Annotated in this window: 19 protein-coding genes; all 19 read right to left on the bottom strand. The window is 70.5% G+C overall.

Translation table 11 applies throughout. The annotated features are described in order from the left end of the window. Window positions 1–213: 213 nt before the first annotated feature. Window positions 214–1281, bottom strand: coding sequence for a polyprenyl synthetase family protein (locus AB0J90_RS03365; protein ID WP_363591694.1), 1068 nt, complete (start codon window positions 1279–1281; stop codon window positions 214–216). Next, a complete protein-coding gene (locus AB0J90_RS03360; RefSeq protein ID WP_363591692.1) occupies window positions 1278–2672 on the bottom strand; it encodes a nucleotide pyrophosphatase/phosphodiesterase family protein in 1395 nt (464 codons plus the stop codon). The genes AB0J90_RS03365 and AB0J90_RS03360 overlap by 4 nt, the downstream gene beginning before the upstream one ends. 14 nt (window positions 2673–2686) lie before the next feature. Next, entirely contained in the window at window positions 2687–3877 is a 1191-nt protein-coding gene (eboE, locus tag AB0J90_RS03355) for a metabolite traffic protein EboE (RefSeq protein WP_363591690.1), read from the bottom strand. Further along, window positions 3877–4740, bottom strand: coding sequence for a TatD family hydrolase (locus AB0J90_RS03350; protein WP_363591688.1), 864 nt, complete (start codon window positions 4738–4740; stop codon window positions 3877–3879). Before AB0J90_RS03350 ends, eboE begins: the two co-directional genes overlap by 1 nt. Before the next feature lies 1 nt (window position 4741). Then, the gene (locus tag AB0J90_RS03345) at window positions 4742–5350 is read right to left on the bottom strand and encodes an EboA domain-containing protein (RefSeq protein WP_326556369.1); all 609 of its coding nucleotides are present in this window, start codon (window positions 5348–5350) and stop codon (window positions 4742–4744) included. Next, window positions 5350–6330 carry a sugar phosphate isomerase/epimerase family protein gene (locus AB0J90_RS03340; RefSeq protein WP_363591685.1) on the bottom strand — a complete coding sequence of 327 codons (981 nt, stop codon included), beginning with the start codon at window positions 6328–6330 and terminating at the stop codon, window positions 5350–5352. Before AB0J90_RS03340 ends, AB0J90_RS03345 begins: the two co-directional genes overlap by 1 nt. 52 nt (window positions 6331–6382) lie before the next feature. Continuing rightward, window positions 6383–7243: an SCO3242 family prenyltransferase gene (locus AB0J90_RS03335; RefSeq protein WP_363591683.1), complete on the bottom strand. Its 861-nt coding sequence runs from the start codon at window positions 7241–7243 to the stop codon at window positions 6383–6385. Between the two features lie 11 nt (window positions 7244–7254). After that, the gene (locus AB0J90_RS03330; RefSeq protein WP_363591681.1) at window positions 7255–8448 is read right to left on the bottom strand and encodes an inositol-3-phosphate synthase; all 1194 of its coding nucleotides are present in this window, start codon (window positions 8446–8448) and stop codon (window positions 7255–7257) included. 719 nt (window positions 8449–9167) lie between these two features. Further along, window positions 9168–10385 carry a Gfo/Idh/MocA family oxidoreductase gene (locus tag AB0J90_RS03325; protein WP_363591679.1) on the bottom strand — a complete coding sequence of 406 codons (1218 nt, stop codon included), beginning with the start codon at window positions 10383–10385 and terminating at the stop codon, window positions 9168–9170. An 18-nt stretch (window positions 10386–10403) separates the two neighbouring features. Continuing rightward, the gene (locus AB0J90_RS03320; protein WP_363591677.1) at window positions 10404–11453 is read right to left on the bottom strand and encodes a substrate-binding domain-containing protein; all 1050 of its coding nucleotides are present in this window, start codon (window positions 11451–11453) and stop codon (window positions 10404–10406) included. Between the two features lie 95 nt (window positions 11454–11548). Continuing rightward, window positions 11549–12619, bottom strand: coding sequence for an ABC transporter permease (locus tag AB0J90_RS03315; RefSeq protein ID WP_363591675.1), 1071 nt, complete (start codon window positions 12617–12619; stop codon window positions 11549–11551). Then, window positions 12616–14184 carry a sugar ABC transporter ATP-binding protein gene (locus AB0J90_RS03310; RefSeq protein ID WP_363591673.1) on the bottom strand — a complete coding sequence of 523 codons (1569 nt, stop codon included), beginning with the start codon at window positions 14182–14184 and terminating at the stop codon, window positions 12616–12618. Before AB0J90_RS03310 ends, AB0J90_RS03315 begins: the two co-directional genes overlap by 4 nt. Next, a complete protein-coding gene (locus tag AB0J90_RS03305; protein ID WP_326556361.1) occupies window positions 14181–15359 on the bottom strand; it encodes an ROK family protein in 1179 nt (392 codons plus the stop codon). The genes AB0J90_RS03310 and AB0J90_RS03305 overlap by 4 nt, the downstream gene beginning before the upstream one ends. A 159-nt stretch (window positions 15360–15518) precedes the next feature. Beyond that, complete coding sequence (locus tag AB0J90_RS03300) at window positions 15519–16571, bottom strand: YihY/virulence factor BrkB family protein (protein ID WP_363591671.1); 1053 nt, start codon at window positions 16569–16571, stop codon at window positions 15519–15521. Window positions 16572–16646: 75 nt separating this feature from the next. Further along, window positions 16647–17453, bottom strand: a complete 807-nt coding sequence (locus AB0J90_RS03295) for an ABC transporter permease (RefSeq protein ID WP_363591669.1) — start codon at window positions 17451–17453, stop codon at window positions 16647–16649. Window positions 17454–17466: 13 nt separating this feature from the next. Beyond that, window positions 17467–18282 carry an ABC transporter permease gene (locus AB0J90_RS03290; protein ID WP_363592173.1) on the bottom strand — a complete coding sequence of 272 codons (816 nt, stop codon included), beginning with the start codon at window positions 18280–18282 and terminating at the stop codon, window positions 17467–17469. 127 nt (window positions 18283–18409) lie between these two features. Further along, a complete protein-coding gene (locus AB0J90_RS03285) occupies window positions 18410–19078 on the bottom strand; it encodes an SRPBCC family protein (RefSeq protein WP_363591667.1) in 669 nt (222 codons plus the stop codon). Further along, window positions 19075–19464, bottom strand: a complete 390-nt coding sequence (locus tag AB0J90_RS03280) for a metalloregulator ArsR/SmtB family transcription factor (RefSeq protein ID WP_363591665.1) — start codon at window positions 19462–19464, stop codon at window positions 19075–19077. Before AB0J90_RS03280 ends, AB0J90_RS03285 begins: the two co-directional genes overlap by 4 nt. 61 nt (window positions 19465–19525) lie before the next feature. Further along, a complete protein-coding gene (locus AB0J90_RS03275; RefSeq protein WP_363591663.1) occupies window positions 19526–20719 on the bottom strand; it encodes a low temperature requirement protein A in 1194 nt (397 codons plus the stop codon). Between the last annotated feature and the right edge of the window lie 65 nt (window positions 20720–20784).

Raw genomic sequence — 20784 nt, 5'->3', positions numbered from 1 at the left:
GTTGAACCCGACCCGAGGGGATGTCACTCCCGCCGGGTGGCGCCCCCGCCGGTGCAGAGCACCTGGGGTCGCCGGTCGATGGGTTAACCGCGCCGCCGGTTACATCGACGTAACAACTTCGTGTTCAGAGTGACACTAATTTCTATAGATAGATGTGTCCATAGCTTCTGGGTTCCGGAACTAAACTTTTGCTCAGTTAGAAAAAAGTTACTGTCAGTGGCGCCGATCGGTCGCCTCCGCGGCCAGCGCCGCAAGCTGCGCCTTTGCCTGCGCCGACACCGGAGCGTCGACCAACGCCGCCAGCGCGGCGTCCGTACGGACCCTGATCATCTGCTCGATCCGGTCCAGGGTCCCGGTGTCGAGGATGATCCCGCGCAGCTCGGCGGCACCCTCCGGGTCCAGGTCCGGGTTGCCGAACAGGTCCTTCAACCGCAGCGCCTGCTCCCGGTCCGCACTGCCCCGCGCCAAAGCCATCATCACCGTAGGCTTGCCCTCCCGCAAATCGTCGAGCACCGACTTGCCGGTGACCGCCGGATCGCCGAAGACCCCGAGCACGTCGTCACGGAGCTGGAACGCGTCCCCGAGCGGGTCACCGAAGGCGGCGAACGCCGACAGCAGCTCCGGACCGGCACCGGCCAGCGCCGCCCCGATCTGCAACGGCCGGGTCACCGTGTAGCGGGCGCCCTTCATCCTTATCACCGTCAGCGCGCTCGCCACCGAACCGTCGCCGACCCCGGAGACCAGGTCCAGGTACTGCCCGGCGATCACCTCGGTACGCATGTTCGCGAACACGCCGTACCCCTGGTGCACCTGGTCGGCGGAGAGCCCGCACTCGTGGAACATCTGGTCCGCCCACGCGGCGCAGAGGTCACCGCAGAGCAGGGCGGTGCTGCGCCCGTACGACGCCGGGTCGCCCCGCCACGACGAACGGGTGTGCAGGTCGGCGAAGAGCCGGTGCACCGACGGCTCGCCCCGGCGGCGGTCGCTGCCGTCCATGATGTCGTCGTGGATCAGGGCGAAGGCGTGGAACAGTTCCAACGCCGCCGACGCGACCACGATCGGGGTGTCGTCCAAGCCGCCGGCCCCGCGCCAACCCCAGTAGCAGAACATCGGCCGCAACCGCTTGCCGCCGGCCAGCACGAACCGGTGCAGGGTGGTGAAGACACCGCGCGGCGCCCCGTCCGGCCAGTCCGGGTCCTGCCGCTCCAGGAACGCCGACAACTGCGCGTCGAACCGCTTCCGCAACTCCGCCGCGTCGGTCAGCGGCGCGGTCGCGGTCATGACCGCTCCCGCTCGCCGAATCCGGCCAGCTCCAGCAACAGCCCCTTCACGTCGGTCGCCGCGATCTTGTCGCCGGCCCCGGCCGGCACGGAGCAGAGCAGTACCGGCGCGTCGGCCGGATCCTCGGGCAGCCGGCCGTGCGAGCCCTTCACCGCACGCGCACCCGCGTCCAGCCCGACCACGCTCATCATGTACCGCATGCCGAGCTTCTTGCGGGCCAGCGCCACCCCCGCCCGCCGCTTCGCCGCACCGGGCGCCTCCGGGTCGAAGAACAGCTCGGCCGGGTCGTAGCCGGGCTTGCGGTGGATCTCGACCAGCCGGGCGAAGTCCGGTGCCTTCGCGTCGTCCTGCCAGTAGTAGTACGTGAACCAGGCGTCCGGCTCGGCCACCAGCACCAACTCACCGGCCCGCTCGTGGTCCAGGCCGTATCGGGCCTTGCCTTCGGCGTCGAGCACCTCGGCCACCCCGGGCAGGGCGGCGCAGAGCTTCGCCACCGCACCGACGTCGGCCGGGTCCTTCACGTACACGTGGGCGATCTGGTGGTCGGCGACCGCGAACGCCTTCGACGTCCACGGGTCCAGGTATTCCATCCCGTCCTGGGTGTAGACGTGCAGCAGCCCCTCGTCGCGCAGCAGCCGGTTGACGTCAACCGGCCGGGACACGTCGGTGATGCCGTACTCGGACAGCGCCACCACCGTGGCGTTACGGGCCTTAGCCGCGTCCAGCAGCGGGCCGAGCACCCCGTCCAGCTTGGCCGCGGCAGCCGCCGCCTCCGCCGAACCCGGCCCGAAGCGTTGCAGGTCGTAGTCGAGGTGCGGCACGTAGACCAGGGTCAGGTCCGGGTTGTGGGTGGCCATCACCTGCTGCGCCGCCTGGCAGATCCAGCGTGACGACGGCAGCCCCGCCCCCGGCCCCCAGTACGTGAACAGCGGGAAGCCGCCGAGCTTCGAGGTCAGCTCGTCGTGCAGCTCCGGCGGGTCGGTGTAGCAGTCCGGTTCCTTGCGCCCGTCGGCGTAGTAGATCGGCCGGGGCGTGACCGTCCAGTTGACGTCCGCGCCCATCGCGTACCACCAGCAGATGTTCGCCACCGTGTAGTCGGGGCGCTGCTGCCGGGCCGCCTGCCACACCTTCTCCCCGCCCATCAGGGCGTGGTGCTGGCGCCACAGGAACACCTCGCCCAGGTCGCGGAAGTACCACCCGTTGCCGACGATGCCGTGCTCGGTCGGCGGCACACCGGTCAGGAACGTGGCCTGCGCCGAGCAGGTGACCGCCGGCAGCACCGTACCCAGTTCCGCCTCGAACCCGGTCTCGGCCATCGCCCGCAACCGGGGCATGTGGGCGAGCAGTCGCGGGGTCAACCCCACCACGTCGATCACGACCAGCGGTGCCATCTTCTCTCCTTGAGTCATGCCGTCACCGGGGCGGGCACGGGGGTCAGGCCGAGGTCGACCAACTCGTCCCGGGCGAACGCCAGCTCGGCCGCGATGCCGCCGACGAGTTCGGCGTCCGAGTTCGGCCGCCGGGCCGCCGGCAACACCCCCCAGGTGTACGTCTCCACGTCGAAGTGGTCACACCCGGCGCTGTCGCCACCGAGCAGTTCCCGTAGCGCGCCGCGCAGCACCGGGGTGGTCGACCGCAGCGGCGGCTCCGGGTCGGCGTGCAGCGGCACGTGGTAGTGCACCCGCCACGCCCCCGGCAGCCCGTCGGCGAGGGCCTGGTCCAGGTCGTCGGTGGCATACGCGGGATCGGCCGGATCGGCCGCACCGGCACAGCCGGCGCCCCGGGTCTGGTGCAGGAAACGCGGCTCGACGTACCCGCTTAGCTGCTCGGCGGCGGCGACCGGGTCGTCCGCCTGCAACGCCGCCGACACCTGCACCTTCACCACCGGCAGCCCGGCCCGGCGCAACTGCGCCAGCGCGTCGGCCGGCTCCTCCCAGGCGCAGGCGAGGTGGGCCAGGTCCAGGCAGATGCCGAGCCGGTCGGTGTCCACCCGGGCGAGCTGGGCGGCGGCCTGCGCGGTGCTCTCCACCACGCAACCGGGCTCGGGTTCGAAACCGACCCGGACCGCCCGCCCGGTCTGCCAGGCGATCGAGGCCAGGCCGGCGGCGAGCTGTTCGAGCGTACGGGCGGCGGCACCGGACTGCGCCGGGGTCCACGGCGTACGCCAGGCCAGCGGCAGGGTGGAGATGGAGCCTCGGGCGGCGTCGTCGGGCAGCAGGTCGACCAGCACCCGGGCCAGGTCGAGGGTGTACTCCAGCCGTTCCGGCGAGGTCCAGTCCGGGTGGTAGACGCCCAGCTTCACCACCGGGGCCTGGAACGACCGGTACGGGAAACCGTTGAGCGTCACCACCTCCAGCCCCCGCGCGTCGAGTTCCGTACGCAGCCGGCGCCGCAACGCCGGGTCGGCGGCCAGCCCGGCGGCCACCGGGGCGGCCAGCCACAGCCCCAACCCGAGTACGTCGGCGTCGAGCCGGCGACGGATCGGTTCGGCGAACGTGTCGAGCTGGCTGATCACCCCGGCCAGGTCCTCGGCCGGGTGCACGTTGGTGCAGTAGCTCAGGTGGACGGTCTGCCCGTCCGGATGTCGCAGCCGCATCAGCTACCACCTCGCAGGATCGAGTTGCCCTCGAAGGTCGGTTCGGGTCCGGCCGCCGCACCCTCCAGTTCGGCGAGGTCGAGCCGGCCGGACTGGCCGTAGAACTCGATCGGGTTGCGCCAGAGCACCCGGTCCACGTCGTCGTCGCTGAAGCCGGCTTCGAGCATCGCCTCCCCGGTGGTCCGGGTCAGCAGCGGATCGGACCGGCCCCAGTCGGCAGCCGAGTTGACCAGCATCCGTTCGGTGCCGTACTTGCGCAGGATCTCCACCATCCGGGGCGGGGACATCTTGGTGTCCGGGTAGATGGAGAAGCCGGCCCAGCAGCCGGAGTCGCGTACCTGCTCGACGGTGACCTCGTTCAGGTGGTCGATCACCACCCGGCCGGGTTCGATGCCGGATTCGGTCACCACGGCGATGCTCCGGGCCGTACCCCGCGCCTTGTCCCGGTGCGGGGTGTGCACGAGCGCCGGCAGGTCGTACGCGATCGCCAGGGCGAGCTGGGCGGCGAAGACCTCGTCCTCCTCCGGCGTGGTCGAGTCGTACCCGATCTCGCCGACCGCGACCACGTTGTCCTTGTCGAGGTAGCGCGGCAGCAGTTCGAGCACCTCCCGGCAGCGCGGGTCGTTCGCCTCCTTCGGGTTGAGCGCGATGGTGGCGAAGTGCCTGATGCCGAACTGGCTGGCCCGGAACGGCTCCCAGCCGACCAACGAGTCGAAGTAGTCGGCGAACGACCCGACGCTGGTACGCGGCTGGCCCAGCCAGAACGCCGGCTCGACCAGGGCGCGGACCCCGGCGGCGGCCATCCGCTCGTAGTCGTCGGTGGTGCGCGAGGTCATGTGGATGTGCGGGTCGAAGATGCGCATGTCACGCCTCTTTCGTCGTCAGTCGGAGCCGGTCGAGCAGGGCGGTGGCGTCGGCCGGGATGGTGCGGCCGGCGGCGCGACGTTCCTCGTCCAGCCCGGCGAGCATGATCTCCAGCTCACCGTCGGCGCGCTCGTCGAGCCGGTCCACCACGGCCAGCGGCACCTCCATGAACACGCACTTGAGCACCGCCTGGCGCCAGGTGGCGGCGTCGAGGTGCCCGGCGTACGGGCCGAGGGCGGCGGCGACCAGTCGGGTGTCGTTGGTCCGGATCGCGTCGTGCAGCAGCGGGACGGCGGCGGCACCGATCGGCAGCCACGGCAGGGCCCGCAGGACGGCCCGTTTCTCGGCCGCGTCGCCGTACCGGTAGAGGGTTTCCACCTGGCCGACCACCCGGTCGGCCGGCAGCATGGTCAGCAGCAGCACCCGGGCCGCGTCGTCGGCGGTCCAGCCGGGCGCGTCCGGCAGCGGGGCCCGGCCGCACCGCCGGCCGGCGGCGGCGAAGAGCCGACCGACCGCCTCCGGTTCGGTCGCGACCCGCCGCACCGCCTGGTCCAGCCAGTCCGGCTCCGGTACGGCCGAGAGCGCCGCCCGCAGTTGGTCCGGTTCCATTACGCCTCCCCTTCCAAACCGGCCGGGCGCGCCACGGTGGTGGCCGCGCCGGCCCGCTCGCTGTGTTCGTCGCCCCGCGGCCGGACGGGCCCGGTCGCACCGGCCCGCCCGACGGTGCTGCCGATCTGCTCCACCGCCACCTCGGCCTGCCAGGCGGCGGTGTGCAGGAAGTCGACCGAGCGGGCCGCCACGGCCGGTGCGGCGTGCGAGTCGCGGGGCAACTCGACCGCGACCAGACCGGTGTAGCCGGCGTCGGCCAGGGCCCGCAGCACCGGCGGGAAGTCGATCTCGCCGGTGCCGAATTCGAGGTGTTCGTGCACTCCCCGCCGCATGTCGTCGATCTGTACGTTGACCAGGTGCGCGGCGACCTCGGCGACGCAGTCCGGCACCGGCTGCGGCTCCAGGCACCGGCAGTGTCCGATGTCGAGGGTGATGCCGAACCCGGGCGGTGCGCCGAGCGCGTGCCGCAGCCGCCACCAGGCGGCGATGTCCGGCACCAACATGCCCGGTTCGGGTTCGAAGCCGAGCGTGACGCCGGCCGTGAACGCCGCGTCGACCACCTCGGCGCAGCCGGCGACGAGCCGGTCCCAGGCGCTGCTCTCGTCGAGCGCGGTCGGGCGTACCCCGGCCCAGAACGAGACCGCCTCGGCACCGAGGTCGGCGCCGACCGCGATGGCCCGGCGCAGGAACTCGATCCGCAGCGCCGGGTCGTCGTCGAGCAGCGTCGGCGCGTGCTTGCGCCACGGGTCCAGCAGGTACCGGGCCCCTGTCTCGATCACCAGCCCCAGGTCCAGTTCGGCCAGCCGGTTGCCGAGCGCGCCCACCCGGGCCGCCAGGCCGGGCGCGAACGGGTCCAGGTGGTCGTGGTCCAGGGTCAGCGCGACGCCCTGGTAGCCCAGGTCGGCGATGACCCGCAGGGCGTCGTCGAGCCGGTGGTTGGCGAACCCGTTGGTGCCGTAGCCGAACCGCAGGCCGGTCATCGTCGGGTCCCCCGTCGAGCCGGGCCCGCCGGCCCGTGCCGAGCGGCGGTGCTCATGTCGGGGACAGCTTCCGGGCCAGGCGGCGGCCGAGCGGTGCCGCCGCGGCGACCGCCATTCCCAGCACGCCATTGCCGGTCCGGGCGACGAGCGCGCCCTGCAACGCCGGCAGGCCGGTGATGCCCGCCCCGACGGCGGCACGTACCCGTTCGGCGGCCGGGTCGGCGGCGACCCGGGCCTGGGCGGTGCCGTACTGGCCGACGTACCAGGCGGTCAGCGCCGCCGGGATCCACGCCCGCCAGCCCGTGCGGCGGGGGCCGGTCACGGCGGCGGCGGCCACCACTGCGGTGCCGGCCAAAGTAACCCGGGGCAGGGTACGGTCGGCGCCGCTGACCTCCCGCCGGGACAGCTCGGTCACCGTGTACGTGTGCGCGGCCACGGTCACCGCCGCCGGTACGGCCCGCAGCGGCTTGCCGCCGGTCGCGCCGAGCAGCACGTCCAGCCCCCGACAGGCGGCCATCACAGCCGGGCCCGCGGCGGTGTTCTTGGCCTTCACGTCGTACGCCCAGATCGCGCCGGCCAGCGGCACCGCCACGGCCAGCGCCCTGCGCCCACCGGTCAGACCGGCCAGGGCGAGCCCGGCGGCGGTCAGCCCGGCGGAGACCCCGAACGCGGTGCCGGGTGAGATCCGGCCGCTCGGGATCGGCCGCTCGGGGCGTTCGACCGCGTCGAGATGGCGGTCGGCCCAGTCGTTGGCCGCCATCCCGGCCCAGTAGAGCAGCACCGAGGCACCGGCCAATCCCGGCACCCGCCGGTCCAACGCGCCCGCGGCGGCGGCACCGGCCACCACGTCTCCGGGTACGGAGAGCGCGGCCGGTGCCCGGACCAGTTCGGCGAAGTCACCCAGGGAGGGCATGTCGCCGCACCTCAGCCCTGTGCCGGGTCGGACCGGCCGGCGTCGCCGGCCCCGCCCTGCTGTGCCGCGTCGGCGTCGAGCTGGCGGACGAAGGCGCAGAGGGTGGCCCACTGCTCCGGCAGCGAGTGCGGGCCCTCACCGAGCGGGTCCTTGAAGAAGAACGCCAGCTCACCGAGGGGGCCGCCGCGGCCGGTCCGGTGCGCGGTGGCGGTCAGCCGGGCCAGGTCCAGCACCAGCGGAGCGGCGAGCGCCGAGTCGCACCCGTGCCAGGTGAACTCCATCCGCATCGCGGTGCCGAGGAAGCCGGAGAAGGTGACCAGGTCCCACGCGGTCTTGAAGTCGCCGATGTCGTCGACGTACTCGATCCGGGTGTTGCCCTGCGGCACGTAGCCGAGGGTTTCGCCGAGGACCCGCTGCTTGCTGGCGGCCTTGGCGGCGTTCGCGGCCGGTTCGGCCAGGTTCGCGCCGTCGCCGCCACCGAGCAGGTTCACCCCGGACCAGGTACGGACCCGCAGGTTGCGCATCGCGAACATCGGTGCGAGCACCGACTTGACCAGCGTCTCGCCGGTCTTGCCGTCGTGCCCGGCGTACGGCAGCCCTTCGCGGGCGGCCAACTCGGCCAGGGCGGGCAGCCGGGCTCCGGTCGACGGGGTGAAGTCCACATAGGAGCAGCCCGCGGTGAACGCCGCGTACGCGTACGCGGAGCTGTTCGGCAGCACGGTGGCCTCGGTGGACAGTGCCTGTTCCAGCGCGGCCAGGTCGGCGTACGCGGGATGCGGTTCCGGGGCGGGTTCGGTGGCGGAGACGTTCACCATCACCACCCGGTCCAGCCGGTTGCGCTGTTTGAAGTTGGTCAGGTCGGCGACCAGGGCGGCGATCACGTCGGCCTGTCGCTCGGCGGTGGGGACGGGACGGATCTCGTTCTCGACCGCGGCCAGCTCGTCCGGAAGCGCGGTCACCAGCCGGGCCGGCAGTACGCCGGCGGCGGCGAGCGCCTCCGCTTTCTTCACCACCGGGGTGGGGACGAGATCGTGACCGCCGAAGACGAGGTCGGCGTAGGCCGGCAGGGCCGGGCTGCGCAGTGCGGGGAGTTCGGTGACGCAGCCGGTCGGCTCGACGAGCCCGGCTCGCAGGGCCAGGGCCCCGACCACGCTGGTGACGGCGACCGAGCCGCGTGCGCCCACCAGCCAGATTCCCGTACGCATGTTGTGCTCCTTCCTCGCGCGGGGAACTGCACGGCGGCATCCGTGGGGGTTGGACGGATGCGCCGGTATCAATACTGGCGTGCTGGAAAGTCAACGGCGTGGTGGAAGAGCACCCCGCCCGCCCGACCTGCTCGGATGGCGTCCCTCGAACAGCGCCGGAGTCGGCGGCAACGGCGTTGTTCGTGGAACCCGGCAGGTACGGGCGGACGGGGCTGGCAGGCAAGGTCGGTCGGCGTCGCGACCTTGCCTCCCCCGCGTCGTGCCGGCTGGTACGGCGGCGATTTCGCAAGCGCCGTGCCAGCCGGAGTCCTTCCCTGATGTAGTTGTCATCGGATGCGGTCCGGGACGGGGGCCCCGGGCCGAACCCGCGGCTACGGCGTAGCCATCGGGAATGTCGTCCGGTTCGTGCGCCCCGGGGGTCGGGGCAGGTGGTGGTAGTGGGTGGGGCGGCCCCGGGGGTCGGGGCCGGTCGGGCTACTACTGGGCGTCCGGTACGACCGGGGAATCCCGGTCCGGCCGTACCGGACGACCGCGTTACTTCCGTACGCCGCCGTGGTCCTTGCGGACTCGGCGGTGCGTACGCCCTCCGGGTGACCCTGCTCCGGCCGCGGGGCGCAACCGCGACCGGACCCTCGCTGATCGACCCGGAAAGCTCGTCGGGTGGGGGTGTTGGCGCACCGCCACGGGTGGATGTGACTGGGTATCGGGGTGGTGCCGGGTCAGGCGGCGACCGTGACGAGCGTCGGCTCGACCTCGGTCCACGACGAACCCAGCTCCGCCGAGCGCACCACCGCGTCCAGCACGAGCTGGACCTGGAGGGCGTCGGCGAACGACGGGGTCGGGTCGGTCCCGGTGGCGATCGCCTCCAGGAAGTCGCGCATCTCGTGCGTGAACGAGTGCTCGTAACCGATGATGTGTCCCGGCGGCCACCACGCGGACATGTACGGGTGGTCGCCCTCGGTCACCAGGATCCGGTTGAAGCCCTGCTCGGCGGTCGGGCCGCTGGCCTCGTAGAACTCCAGCTCGTTGAGGCGTTCGAGGTCGAACACCACCGAGCCGAGCGATCCGTTGATCTCGACCCGCAGCGCGTTCTTGCGCCCGGTCGCGAAGCGGCTCGCCTCGTACGTGGCCAGGGCCCCGCCGTCGAGCCGCGCCACGAAGACGGCGGCGTCGTCGACGGTCACCTCGCCGGTGGCGATGGCTTCGACGGATCCGTTGCCGGTGGAGGCGGCCAACCCGCTGGACTCCGCCGGCAGCGGCCGCTCCTTGACGAACGTCTCGGTGATCGCACTGACCCCGGTGATCCGTTGTCCGGTCACGTACTGGGTCAGGTCGATGATGTGCGCGCCGATGTCACCCAGCGCCCCGGAACCCGCCCTGTCCCGCTGCAACCGCCAGACCAGCGGGAACTGCGGGTCGACAATCCAGTCCTGCAGGTAGACCGCACGTACGTGCCGGATGACGCCGAGCCGGCCGGATTCGACCAGTTGACGCATGAGGGTGACCGCGGGGACCCGGCGGTAGTTGAACCCGCACATGGACCGTACGCCCAACGCCTGTGCCTTGGCCGCGGCGGCGACCATGGCGCGAGCCTCGTCCACGGAGTTGGCCAGCGGCTTCTCGCACAGTACGTGCTTGCCCGCCGCCAACGCCGCGATCGTGATCTCGGCGTGGCTGTCGCCCGGGGTGCAGACGTCGACCACGTCGATGTCGTCCCGGTTGATCAGGTCACGCCAGTCGGTGGTGTACCCGTCCCAGCCGAGCCGATCGGCGGCCGTGGCCACCTTCGACTCGTCCCGGCCGCAGATCAGGGCCATCCGGGCTCGTGTCGGCAGGTCGAATACGCGGTTCACGGTGCGCCACGCCTGTGAGTGCGCGGCGCCCATGAACGCGTAGCCGACCATGCCGACCCGCAGCTCGCTATCTACAGTGGACAAGGTGGGCCTCCCCTTAGATCAGAACCCGAGCTTGCTGTAAGTGCTCGCGTTCTCCTTGGTGATGGTCTCCGAAGTGAGAGTGATCTCCTTCGGGACCTGCAGCTCGACCAGGTCGGACATGCCCTTGCCCTGTCCGATCAGGCGAGCCAGCGTGATCGCCGAGGATGCCATCGAGGGGCTGTAGGTGACGGTCGCCTTGAGCACGCCGCTGTCGGCCGCGATCGCGTCGATCGCCGCCTTGGAGCCGGCGCCGCCGACCATGAAGAACTCCTTGCGCCCGGCCTGCGTGATCGCGGCGAGCACCCCGATGCCCTGGTCGTCGTCGTGGTTCCAGACCGCGTCGATCTTCGGCTGGGCCTGGAGGAGCTGCGACGCCGCCTTCTGGCCGCTGTCCGCGGTGAACTCGGCCGGGATCCGGCTGGCCACGGTGAAGCCGAAGGTGGCGAGCTCGGCCTTGAAGCCGGCCGAGCGCTCCTGGGTCAGCTCCAGCGAGTCGATGCCCGGGATCTCGGCGATGATCGGGTTGGTGACGCCCTTGGCCTTCATCTGCTCGCCGATGTACTTGCCGGCGGAGACGCCCATGCCGTAGTTGTCGCCCTTGATCTGGAGCCGGTAGGCCAGCGCGTCCGGGAACGCCCGGTCGAGGTTGACCACCGGGATGCCGGCCTTCATGGCCTCCAGGCCGAAGGCGTTGAGCTCCTTGCCGTCGTGCGGGAGCAGGACGATGACGTCCGGCTTCTGCCCGATCAGCGCGCGGAGCGCGGCGAGCTGTGCCGGGGCGTCCGCGCCGGCCTCGACCGTCTTGAAGGTGACGTCCGAGTAGAGCCCCGCCTGGGCCTTGGCGTTGTTGGTGATTGCCGCCATCCAGCCGTGGTCGGCGGCCGGGGCGGAGAAGCCGATGGTGACCGGCTTGCCCGGTGCGGCGGCCGACGCGTCGGCAACCTTGGTCTGGCCCTCGGGTGCCGAAGCCTCGTTACTGGTGCAGGCGGTGAGCAGGGCACCGGCGCCGAGCGCGGCCCCGCCGAACATCAGCCGGCGGCGCGACAGGTCGCGCGCTTGCTGGGTCATAACGACCTCCTGTTTTCTTTGAAGGGTGGGGGTGTGCGGATATGTTGGGTCCGGCGAGCGCCCACGTGCGGCGTCACCTGGAGGGTTGCGGTGCCTCAGGTCGTGGTGACCTTGTTCCGCGCGAAGAACTGGGTGATCGACTGGAACCGGAACTGTTGGATCAGTACGGCGACGACGATGATTCCGCCCTTGACCATGTTCTGGACCTCGACCGGGAGGTTGTTGATCGCGAACAGGTTGGTGATCGTGGCGAAGATGATCACGCCGAGCAGGGAGCCGACGATCGTGCCCCGACCACCGCTGAGCAGCGTGCCGCCGATGATCGCGGCGGCGATCGCGTCGAGTTCGTAAAGGTTGCCCATGGCCGCCTGGGCCGAGTTGGCCTGGGCGGTCAGCATGATCGCGGCGATGCCGCAGCAGAGGCCGGAGAGCCCGTAGAGCATGAGGGTGTGCCACTTGACGTTGATTCCGGCGAGCCGGGCCGCCTCGGGGTTCCCGCCGACGGCGACCGTACGGCGACCGAAGGTGGTGCGGTTGAGCAGCACCCAGCCGACGATCACCACCCCGGCGAAGATGTAGACCAGGATCGGAATGCCGAGCAGCTTGTTGCCGGCGATCCCGTTGATGGTGGCGTTGCCGGAGACCTGGGTCTGCTTGCCCGAGATCTGGGCGGCCAGACCGCGGGCGGCAACCAGCATCGCCAGGGTGGCGATGAACGGCACCAACTTGCCGTACGAGATCAATACACCGTTCACCAGGCCGACGATCGTACCGACGATGATCGCGGTGAAGATCATGCCGGCGGCGCCGTAGCTCTGGGTGGCGACCGTGGTGGCCCACACCCCGGCCAGCGCCACGATCGCGCCGGCCGAGAGGTCGATGCCGCCGCCGATGATCACGAAGGTCATCCCGACGGTGACCACACCGACCACGGAGGCGAGCTGGAGGATCGACAGGACGTTGTTGCGGACCCAGGTGGAGTCGCCGTACAGGTCGGGCTGGGTGACCGCGCCGATGATGATCAGCAGCGCCAGCACGCCCAGCAGACCCAGGTTGCGGGTCATCGCCTCGCCCAGGTCGCCACGCCACTTGCCGCCCTTGGCCGGGGGCGTGGCGCCGCCGTGCTGCGGGGTCTCGGCCACCGCGGTCGCGGTCGCGTCACTCATGCTGGCGCACCTTCCATCAGCGACCCCGACATGACGAGGTCGAGCACAGTGTCTTCGTCAAGTTCGCCGGCCGGCGCTTCGCGCACGACCCGCCCCTCCCGCATGACCAGCACACGGTCGGCCAGGCCGAGCACCTCGGGCACCTCGCTGGAGACCAGCAGGACGCCCACCCCACGCTCGGCGAGCGCACGGATCACCTGGTAGAGCTCGGCGCGGGCGCCGACGTCGACACCCCGGGTCGGCTCGTCCAGCAGCAGCAGCCGGGTGTCGCCGAGCAGCCAGCGCCCGACCACCACCTTCTGCTGGTTACCGCCGGAGAGCGTGCGTACGGCCCGGCGTACGTCGCGCGGGCGCAGTTCCAGTGAGTCGGCGATCTGCTCCGCCTCGGCGCGTTCCTTGCCGGCGTTGGTGAAGCCGAAGCTCGCGTACCGGCCGAACGTGGCCAGGGTGACGTTGCGGTAGATCGGCTCGCCGAGCAGCAGCGCCTGGCTCTTGCGCTCCTCCGGTGCCATGCCCATGCCGGCCTTGACGGCCGCGCCCACGCTGCCCGGACGCAGCTTGCGCCCGTTCATCGTGACGGTGCCGAACTGTGCCCGGCGGGCACCGTAGATGCATTCCAGCAGCTCCGAGCGGCCGGATCCGACCAGCCCGGCGATGCCGACGATCTCACCTGCGTGGACGTTGAGCGAGACGTTCTGGAACTCGCCGTCGCGGCAGAGCCCGTCGACCCGGAGCAGTTCGGTGGCCTCGGTGACGGCGGTCGCCGCGGCCGGACGCTCGGGGAAGACGTACTCGATGTTGCGGCCGGTCATCCGGCTGACCAGGTCCTTGGTCGGGGTGGTGCGGGCGGGCAGGTTCGCCGCCGTGGTCCGGCCGTCCTTCAGTACGGTGACCCGGTCGCCGATCTCGCGCAGCTCGTCCATCCGGTGCGAGATGTAGATGACCGCGATGCCCTGTGCGGTCAGTTCGCGGATGATCCGGAAGAGGTTGCCGACCTCGTCGTGGGCCAGCACCGCGCTCGGCTCGTCCATGATGATCAGCCGGGCGTCGTGCGAGAGCGCGCGGGCCATGCTGACGATCTGCTTGCCGGCGGCCGGCAGGGACCGGACCATCCGGCTAGACGGGATCTCGCCGTGGCCGAGCCGGCCGAGGATGCCGTTGGCCTGACGTTCCATCCTGGCCCGCCGGACGAAGCCGAGGGTGCGCGGCTCGTGGCCGAGGAAGGCGTTCTCCGCCACCGACAGGTCGTCGACCAGGTCGAGTTCCTGGTAGATGGTGGCGATCCCGGCCTTCATCGCGGCCTGCGGGTTGGCGAAGTTGACCGGTTCGCCGAGCCACTCGACCTGCCCGGAGTCGGGCTGGTGCGCGCCGGACAGGACCTTGATCAGGGTGGACTTGCCGGCGCCGTTCTGGCCCAGCAGGCAGTGCACCTCGCCGGCCCGCACCTCGAGCTGTACGCCGTCGAGCGCGCGTACGCCGGGGAACGTCTTCACCACGTCGGTGAGCCGCAGGACGATATTGGGTTGTGCGGAATCTGTCTGTTCGGTGCTGACTTGCTCGCTCACAATGCCTCCCCGAAGGCGACGTCGCTGGCGAGTACCGCGGCGCCGGTGACCCCGGCCCGCGGGCCGAGTTCGGAAAGCACCACCGGCAGGTTGCCGGTGGCCAGCGGAAGCGACCGCCGGTAGACCACGCTGCGAATTTCCGCGAGCAGGATGTGACCCAACTGGGCCAGCCCCCCTCCGATGACAATCATCGATGGATTGGCGAAGCTGACCAGGCCGGCGAGAACTCCGCCCACCCGGCGCCCGCCGTCACGAATGAGCCGGATGCAGGTCACGTCCCCCTCGACGGCGCCCTCGGCGACGTCCAGGGCGGTGACCGCACCGCTCGCCGCGAGCCGCTCGGCCAGCACCGGTGATGCGCCACTGCGAGCCGCGACCGTGGCGTCCTTTGCCATGGCCGCGCCGCTGAACAGCGCTTCCAGGCAGCCGACGTTGCCACATGAACACATCGGACCGTGCGAGTCGACCTGGATGTGGCCGATGTCGCCGGCACATCCGTCGGTGCCCCGGTAGACCTCGCCGGTCAGGTAGATCCCGCACCCGATACCGGTGCCAATCTTGACAAAGAGGAAGTCGTCCACCGAGTGGGCGACGCCTCCGTGCCGTTCTCCGATCGCCATGATGTTGACGTCGTTGTCCACCACCGCGGGGCAGTTGTGCTCGCGGGTGAGCAGCTCGCGTACGGGGAAACGGTCCCAGCCCGGCATGATCGGCGGGGATACCGGCACACCGTCGCGGAAACTCACCGGTCCGGGTACGCCGATGCCGACCGCGTCGAGCCGCTCGTACGCGCCCTCCACCTTGGCCTTGTGCAGCAGCTCGTTGACCCGCTGCAGGACGACCTTGGGACCGGAGCGGATGTCGCTCGCCTCGGTGTACGCGATCACCGGTTCGAGGCGGCCGTTGACCACCTCGACGTCGATCGAACTCGCACCCAGGTCCACCGCGGCGAACCGCAGGGCGGGGTTGAGTTCGACCAGTGTGGACCGGCGACCGCCCCGCGACGCGGCAAGCCCCGCCTCGGCGACGTAGCCGGCGTTCACCAACCGGTCCAGCTCGGCGAGCAGGCGCGGCCGGGGCATCTCCAACCGGTCGGCGAGTTCGGCGCGGGAGACGGCTCCCTGGTCACGGAGCAGTCGCAACAACCGGAGGTGGAGTGGCTCCGCCGTACGCACGTGGACTCACCTCCCGGTCGGGTCTGTTCACATCGACGCAACGTCGAGGTGTTGTGCCCGACACAGTAGGAGCCTTCCGGCGTACCTGTCTAGAGCTTCAGGAGATCTGGAACGAACTTTTGTCTTCTCCAGCAAAAGCAGCGTCCTGATCAAGAAAACTCATTCGTTCGGCGGACGCGTAGCCTTGCGTAGTGTGCGATCGTCGCGGAGCTCCAGGTACGGCTCCTTGTCCGCCGGGTAGCCGGCCGCGATCGCCCTCCCGCGCTCCAGTTCGGCGTTCAGCTCGGCGCCGATCAGGATCGCCACGTTGGTCAGCCAGAGCCAGACCAGGAACACGATCACCGCAGCCAGCGTGCCGTACGTCTTGTTGTACGAGTTGAAGTTGACCACGTAGAGGGCGAGTCCACCCGAGGCGAGCAGCCAGACCACCACGGCGACCACCCCGCCCGGCGTGATCCAGCGGAACCCGCCCTGCCGGGCGTTCGGCGATGCCCAGTAGAGGATCGCGAACATCAGGCTGACCAGCAGCAACAGCACCGGCCACTTGGCGATGTCCCAGACCGTCACCGCCGCCCCGCCGATGCCCAGCACGTTGCCGGCAACCTCGGCCAGCCGGCCGGTGAACACCACGATCAGGGCACTGGCCAGCAGCATCACCCCGATCACGGCGGTCACGGCGAGCCGGATCGGCAGCGTCTTCCAGATCGGCCGCCCCTCGGGGACGTCGTAGATCGCGTTCGACGCGCGCATGAACGCGCCGATGTACCCGGACGCGGACCAGAACGCGGTCAGCAGACCGAGGATCGCCGCCAGGCTGGCCGTGCCACTGTTCTCGCGTACCTGGTTGATCGCCCCGTCCAGGATCTGCTGGATCTCCGGCTGCGGCACCACGTCCCGAATGGTGCCCTGCACGTCGTCGGTGGTCTGCTTACCGAGCAGCCCGAGCAGGGAGACCAGCACCAGCACGCCGGGGAAGATCGAGAGCACGCTGTAGTAGGTCAGCGCCGCCGCCAGGTCGGTCAGGTTGTCCTTCTGGAACTCGGCGACGGTACGCCGCAGCGCCGCCCACCAGGAGGTGCCGGAGAGCCGGACCGGACTCGACGGCCCGTCGTCCGGTGCCGGTGGCCCGTCCGTCGCCGTCGGTGAGCCGTCCCCCGCCGTCGGTGAGCCGTCCTCCGGCGCGGTGCGGTCGGAAGGCTGGTCCGAGGCCATGGCGGCTCTCCTGTCTGCGGGGCGTGGTCACCACCTGTTGCCCCACCGGCAGCCGCGGTAATCCATCCGATCAGGTCACTTGTACAACATCCGGCCCATCCGGCGGGACGCGATCAGCAGGCCCACGAGGGTGGCGACGAGCAGGTACGACACGTCCACCATCCGCAGCCAGCCGCCGGTACCGGTGGTGATGCCCCGGATCAGGTCCACCGCCCGGTAGAGCGGGCTCGCCTCCACGATCCAGCGCAGCACCGTCGGGTAGCCCTGGGCCGGCACGAAGGTGCCGGAGAAGAGGAAGAGGGCGAACTGGGCCGACCCCATCAGGTCGAAGTCCTGCCAACTCCGCATGAAGGTGGACAGGGCCATGCCGAGCGCACCGAAGGCGAAGCCGACCAGCACCGCGGCCGGGAACGCGGCGAGTGCCCGTACGGGGGTGGTCAGGTCCATCGCGACCATCACGGCGAGGAACGCGGCCGAGTAGAGGCTGCCGCGCAGCATCGCCCAGCCCAGCTCACCGAGGGCGATCTCGAACGGCCGTACGGGGGTCGCGAGGATCCCGTCGTACAGCTTCTGGTACTTCATCTTGCCGAAGAAGTTGAAGGTGGTCTCCGACAGTGCTCCGCTCATCGCCGACGAGGCGAGCATCGCCGGGGCGACGAACGCCGCGTACGTCACCACCTGCCCGCCGGGCAGGGTGAGGTCGCCGATCAGGGCGCCGACGCCGACGCCGATCGAGAGCAGGTAGAGCAGCGGCTCGAAGAAGCCGGAGACCAGCACCACCCAGTAGGCGGACTTGAGCGCGGCGACGTTGCGTTCGGCCACCGAGACCGAACGGCGTGCGCCCTCGAAGCCGATCAACCGGGGCAGGACGAGGCTGACCACTGGTGTCCCTTTCCTAGATCACGAGCCGACGGCGGAACGCGGCCCTGGCCAGCAGCCAGCCGCCGACCACCCAGGCGCCGAGGTAGAGCAGGTGACCGGCGACCGACCACTGCGGCGCGACGCCGAGGGTCGCGGCCCGGCACAGGTCGACGCCGTGCCAGAGCGGCGACACGTACGCCGCCCAGCGCAGGCCGACCGGCAGCGAGTCGACCGGGAAGAAGACCCCGGCGAACAGCGTCATCGGGATGACCGCGAACCGGAACAGGATCGCCAGGTAGCTGTCGGTGGGCACCCAGGCGGCGTAGGCGAAGACGGGGGTGGCCATGGCCAGCCCGATCAGCACCACCAGCGGCAGGGTGGCCAGCGCCCAGACCGAGTGCAGCGCGCCGAAGACCGTCGCCACCAGCAGGAACACCGCACTGCTGGTGAGCACCCGGAACGCGACGAAGGCCAGGTGCCCGCCGACGATGTCGGCGACCCGTAGCGGCGCGGCGGCCTGCGCGAAGTAGGTCCGGATCCAGTTGAAGTTGCTCAGCACCGGCCAGGTCGACTCGCCGACCGCGACCTGGAGCGCGGTGGAGGCGATCAGGCCGGGGACGAGGAAGTCGAGGTAGTCGACGCCGCCCACACCCTGGGTGACGTAGGCGCCGACCCCGAGGCCGAAGCCGACCATGGTCAGCAGCGGCAGGACGAACGACGACACCGCGCTGGACCGCCAGGTCCGCCGGGAGTTGACCAGGTGATATTCGAGTACGGCCAGCGTCGGCGCGAGCCCGCCCGCAGGGCGGACCGGCGCACGTGTCGGGGTGGACCCGTCGACGGCCACCATCAGCGCGTCCCGGTCCGGCCGGTTTCCGCCACCCACCGCATCACGTCAGCCTCCGCACAGTTCGGCGGTACGACCAGGGCGTCGTACCGCCGGAACTGTACGGGGAGCGGCTGACGTTTTCGCCGCATTATTCCGCTGGCACCTCGGCTTCGGCGGTGGGCTCCGGTGCTCCGGTGTAAAACGCGGTCGTACGCCCGGCGGCTGCCTTGGCGGCGGCCGGGTCGTCGCCGTCCTCGATCGCCGCGTCGGCCCACCCCTGGCTGCTCAGGGTGATGAACTGCCGGCCCTCGTCGGAGGTGGACCAGGTTTCGACCTCGGCCGGGTCGACCGAGGCGCCGCCGGAGGCGAGGTGCAGGCCCAGGCCGATAAGTCCCAGGTCCCAGCCGACCCCGGTCGCGCCCGGCCCGAACTGCGCCCACCGCTCGTCGTCGACGTGCGCGATGTGGTCCAGTTCGAAGCGGGTCCCGCCGGTCGGCTCGGGGGTCAGCCGGACCTCGATCCAGCTCACCTCGGTGCCGTACTCCCAGGTGGCGGCGAAGCTCTTGGGCGGGTCGCAGCGCTCGACGGTGCCGCCGGCATTGCCCTGCAACTGGTAACGGCCGCCGACGTGTACGTCACCGGTGACGGGCAGGAACCACCGGGCGATGCGCTCGGGCTTGGTGCACGCCTCCCAGAGGTCTTCGAGGGTGGTGTCGTACACCCGGCTGATCGTCTGTACGCGCGCCTCCCCCGCCTCCAGTACGCGCTTGCCGACCCGTCGCCGTACGGCGTTGATCTGCTGGTTCACATCGATCATGGATCTGTCCTCTGCTCTGTCGGGTTGTCGGTCGGGTCTGTCTGCGTCTCGGGTGGGTTCAGGCGGCGCTCCCGCTTGCCCCGGGCGATCTCGGTCGCCAGCGCGTCCAGGTGCGGGGTCCAGAACCGGCGGAAGCGGTCCAGCCACACGTCCACGTCCCGCAGGGGTTCGGAGTTCACCGCGTAGAGCCGGCGGGCGCCCTGTGGTCGTACGGTCGCGAAGCCGTTCTCGCGCAGCACCCGCAGGTGTTGCGACACCGCAGGCTGGCTGATCCCGAACTCCTCGGAGATCACCGTGGTGACCGCACCGGAGGTCAGCTCGCCCTCGGCGAGCAGTTCGAGGATCCGCCGCCGCACCGGGTCCCCGAGTACGTCGAACGCGTGCACGAGCAGGAAGTTATCAGCGCACGCTTATATAAGTCAAAGGTGGCGCACTGTGTGTCGATCGTCAGAGTGCGTCGCCACCGGGCGGCGGGGGTATCCGACCCTGCCGGACGGAGCGTCGAAGCAGGTAGACGTCCACGGCCACGGCCCCGAACAGCGCGATGTTGGTGACCAGTGAGACCACGATCGGACGAAGCAGAAGCAGTACGGGGCTCAGCAGCCCGAGAATCGCCAGACCGACCAATCCCGGCCACGGCAGGCGGCGGAACACCGACACGTGGAACATGAACCGACCGAACAGGAAAAGCGCGGCCCCACCCACGATGAGCATCACCCACGCGTCCCGGGGATCACTGAGCGGCTCGATGATCAGCACCTCGTTGCCGACCGCGGTGAGCAGGGTTCCGGCGATCACCAGCGCGTGGCACAGGGCGACCGAAACCGCCATCCTCGGCCGGTTCTGATCGAGAATGCCGCCGATCCGCAGACCGCCGGGAATCAGATAACCGCGCCAGAGCAGCACCACGTTGAGGAACGACAACCCGAAGGCGAGCGTACGCAGCGGGGTGATTCCCGCGGTGGCGTAGGTGAGACCGTTGACCAGGATCACCTCGCCCAGCGCGATGATGAACACCTGCTGGTACCGCTCCGACAGGTGCTCGCCGACGTTGCGGAGATTCTCGTCCGGCACCCGGCCGAGCCCCGGCGTCGGCCAGCCGAGCCAGGCGATCCCGTAGTCGATCACCAAGGCGACCAGCCAGAGCGCCACCCGTCCGGGCTCCGGCAGAAAGGCACCGACCAACCAGGGCACCGCCGAGATCGAGAACCAGATCAGGACCAGCAACGAACGGCGTTGCAGCGGATGACCACGCAGCAACGACAGCAGCAACACGCCCCGGCCGAAGTGGATGAGGACGTACGCCCCGGCGAAGATGAGCCCGTGCGGCCCGAACGCGCTCGGTATGGCGGACACCATCACCAGGCCGACGAACATGATGCCGAGAACGAGCCCCCGGATTATCGGCTCGTTGGGGTTGTACCAGTCGGTCGACCAGGCGGTGGCGATCCAGATCCAGTACGTACCCGCGAACAGGATCAGCGTCTGGAGCAGATTGCCCCAGCTCAGATCGTCGAAGAGACGCCTCGACAGCAGGGTGAGTCCGAAGATGACGGCCAGGTCGAAGAAGAGTTCGAGGGCCGACGCCTGGCGCGGATGCTCACGCTTACGCAGCAGCCTCGCCGCCAGGTTCCCCGCCACTAATTCGTCCGCCTCACCTCATCCACCGCCGATATTCGTACCACGCGGTGAGGGGTCGGCAGGTC

It is taken from the genome of Micromonospora sp. NPDC049523, assembly GCF_040676775.1.
GTDB lineage: Bacteria > Actinomycetota > Actinomycetes > Mycobacteriales > Micromonosporaceae > Micromonospora_G.
The sequence above is the reverse complement of the archived record's forward strand: the minus strand, read 5'-3'. Positions and strand labels throughout refer to the sequence as shown.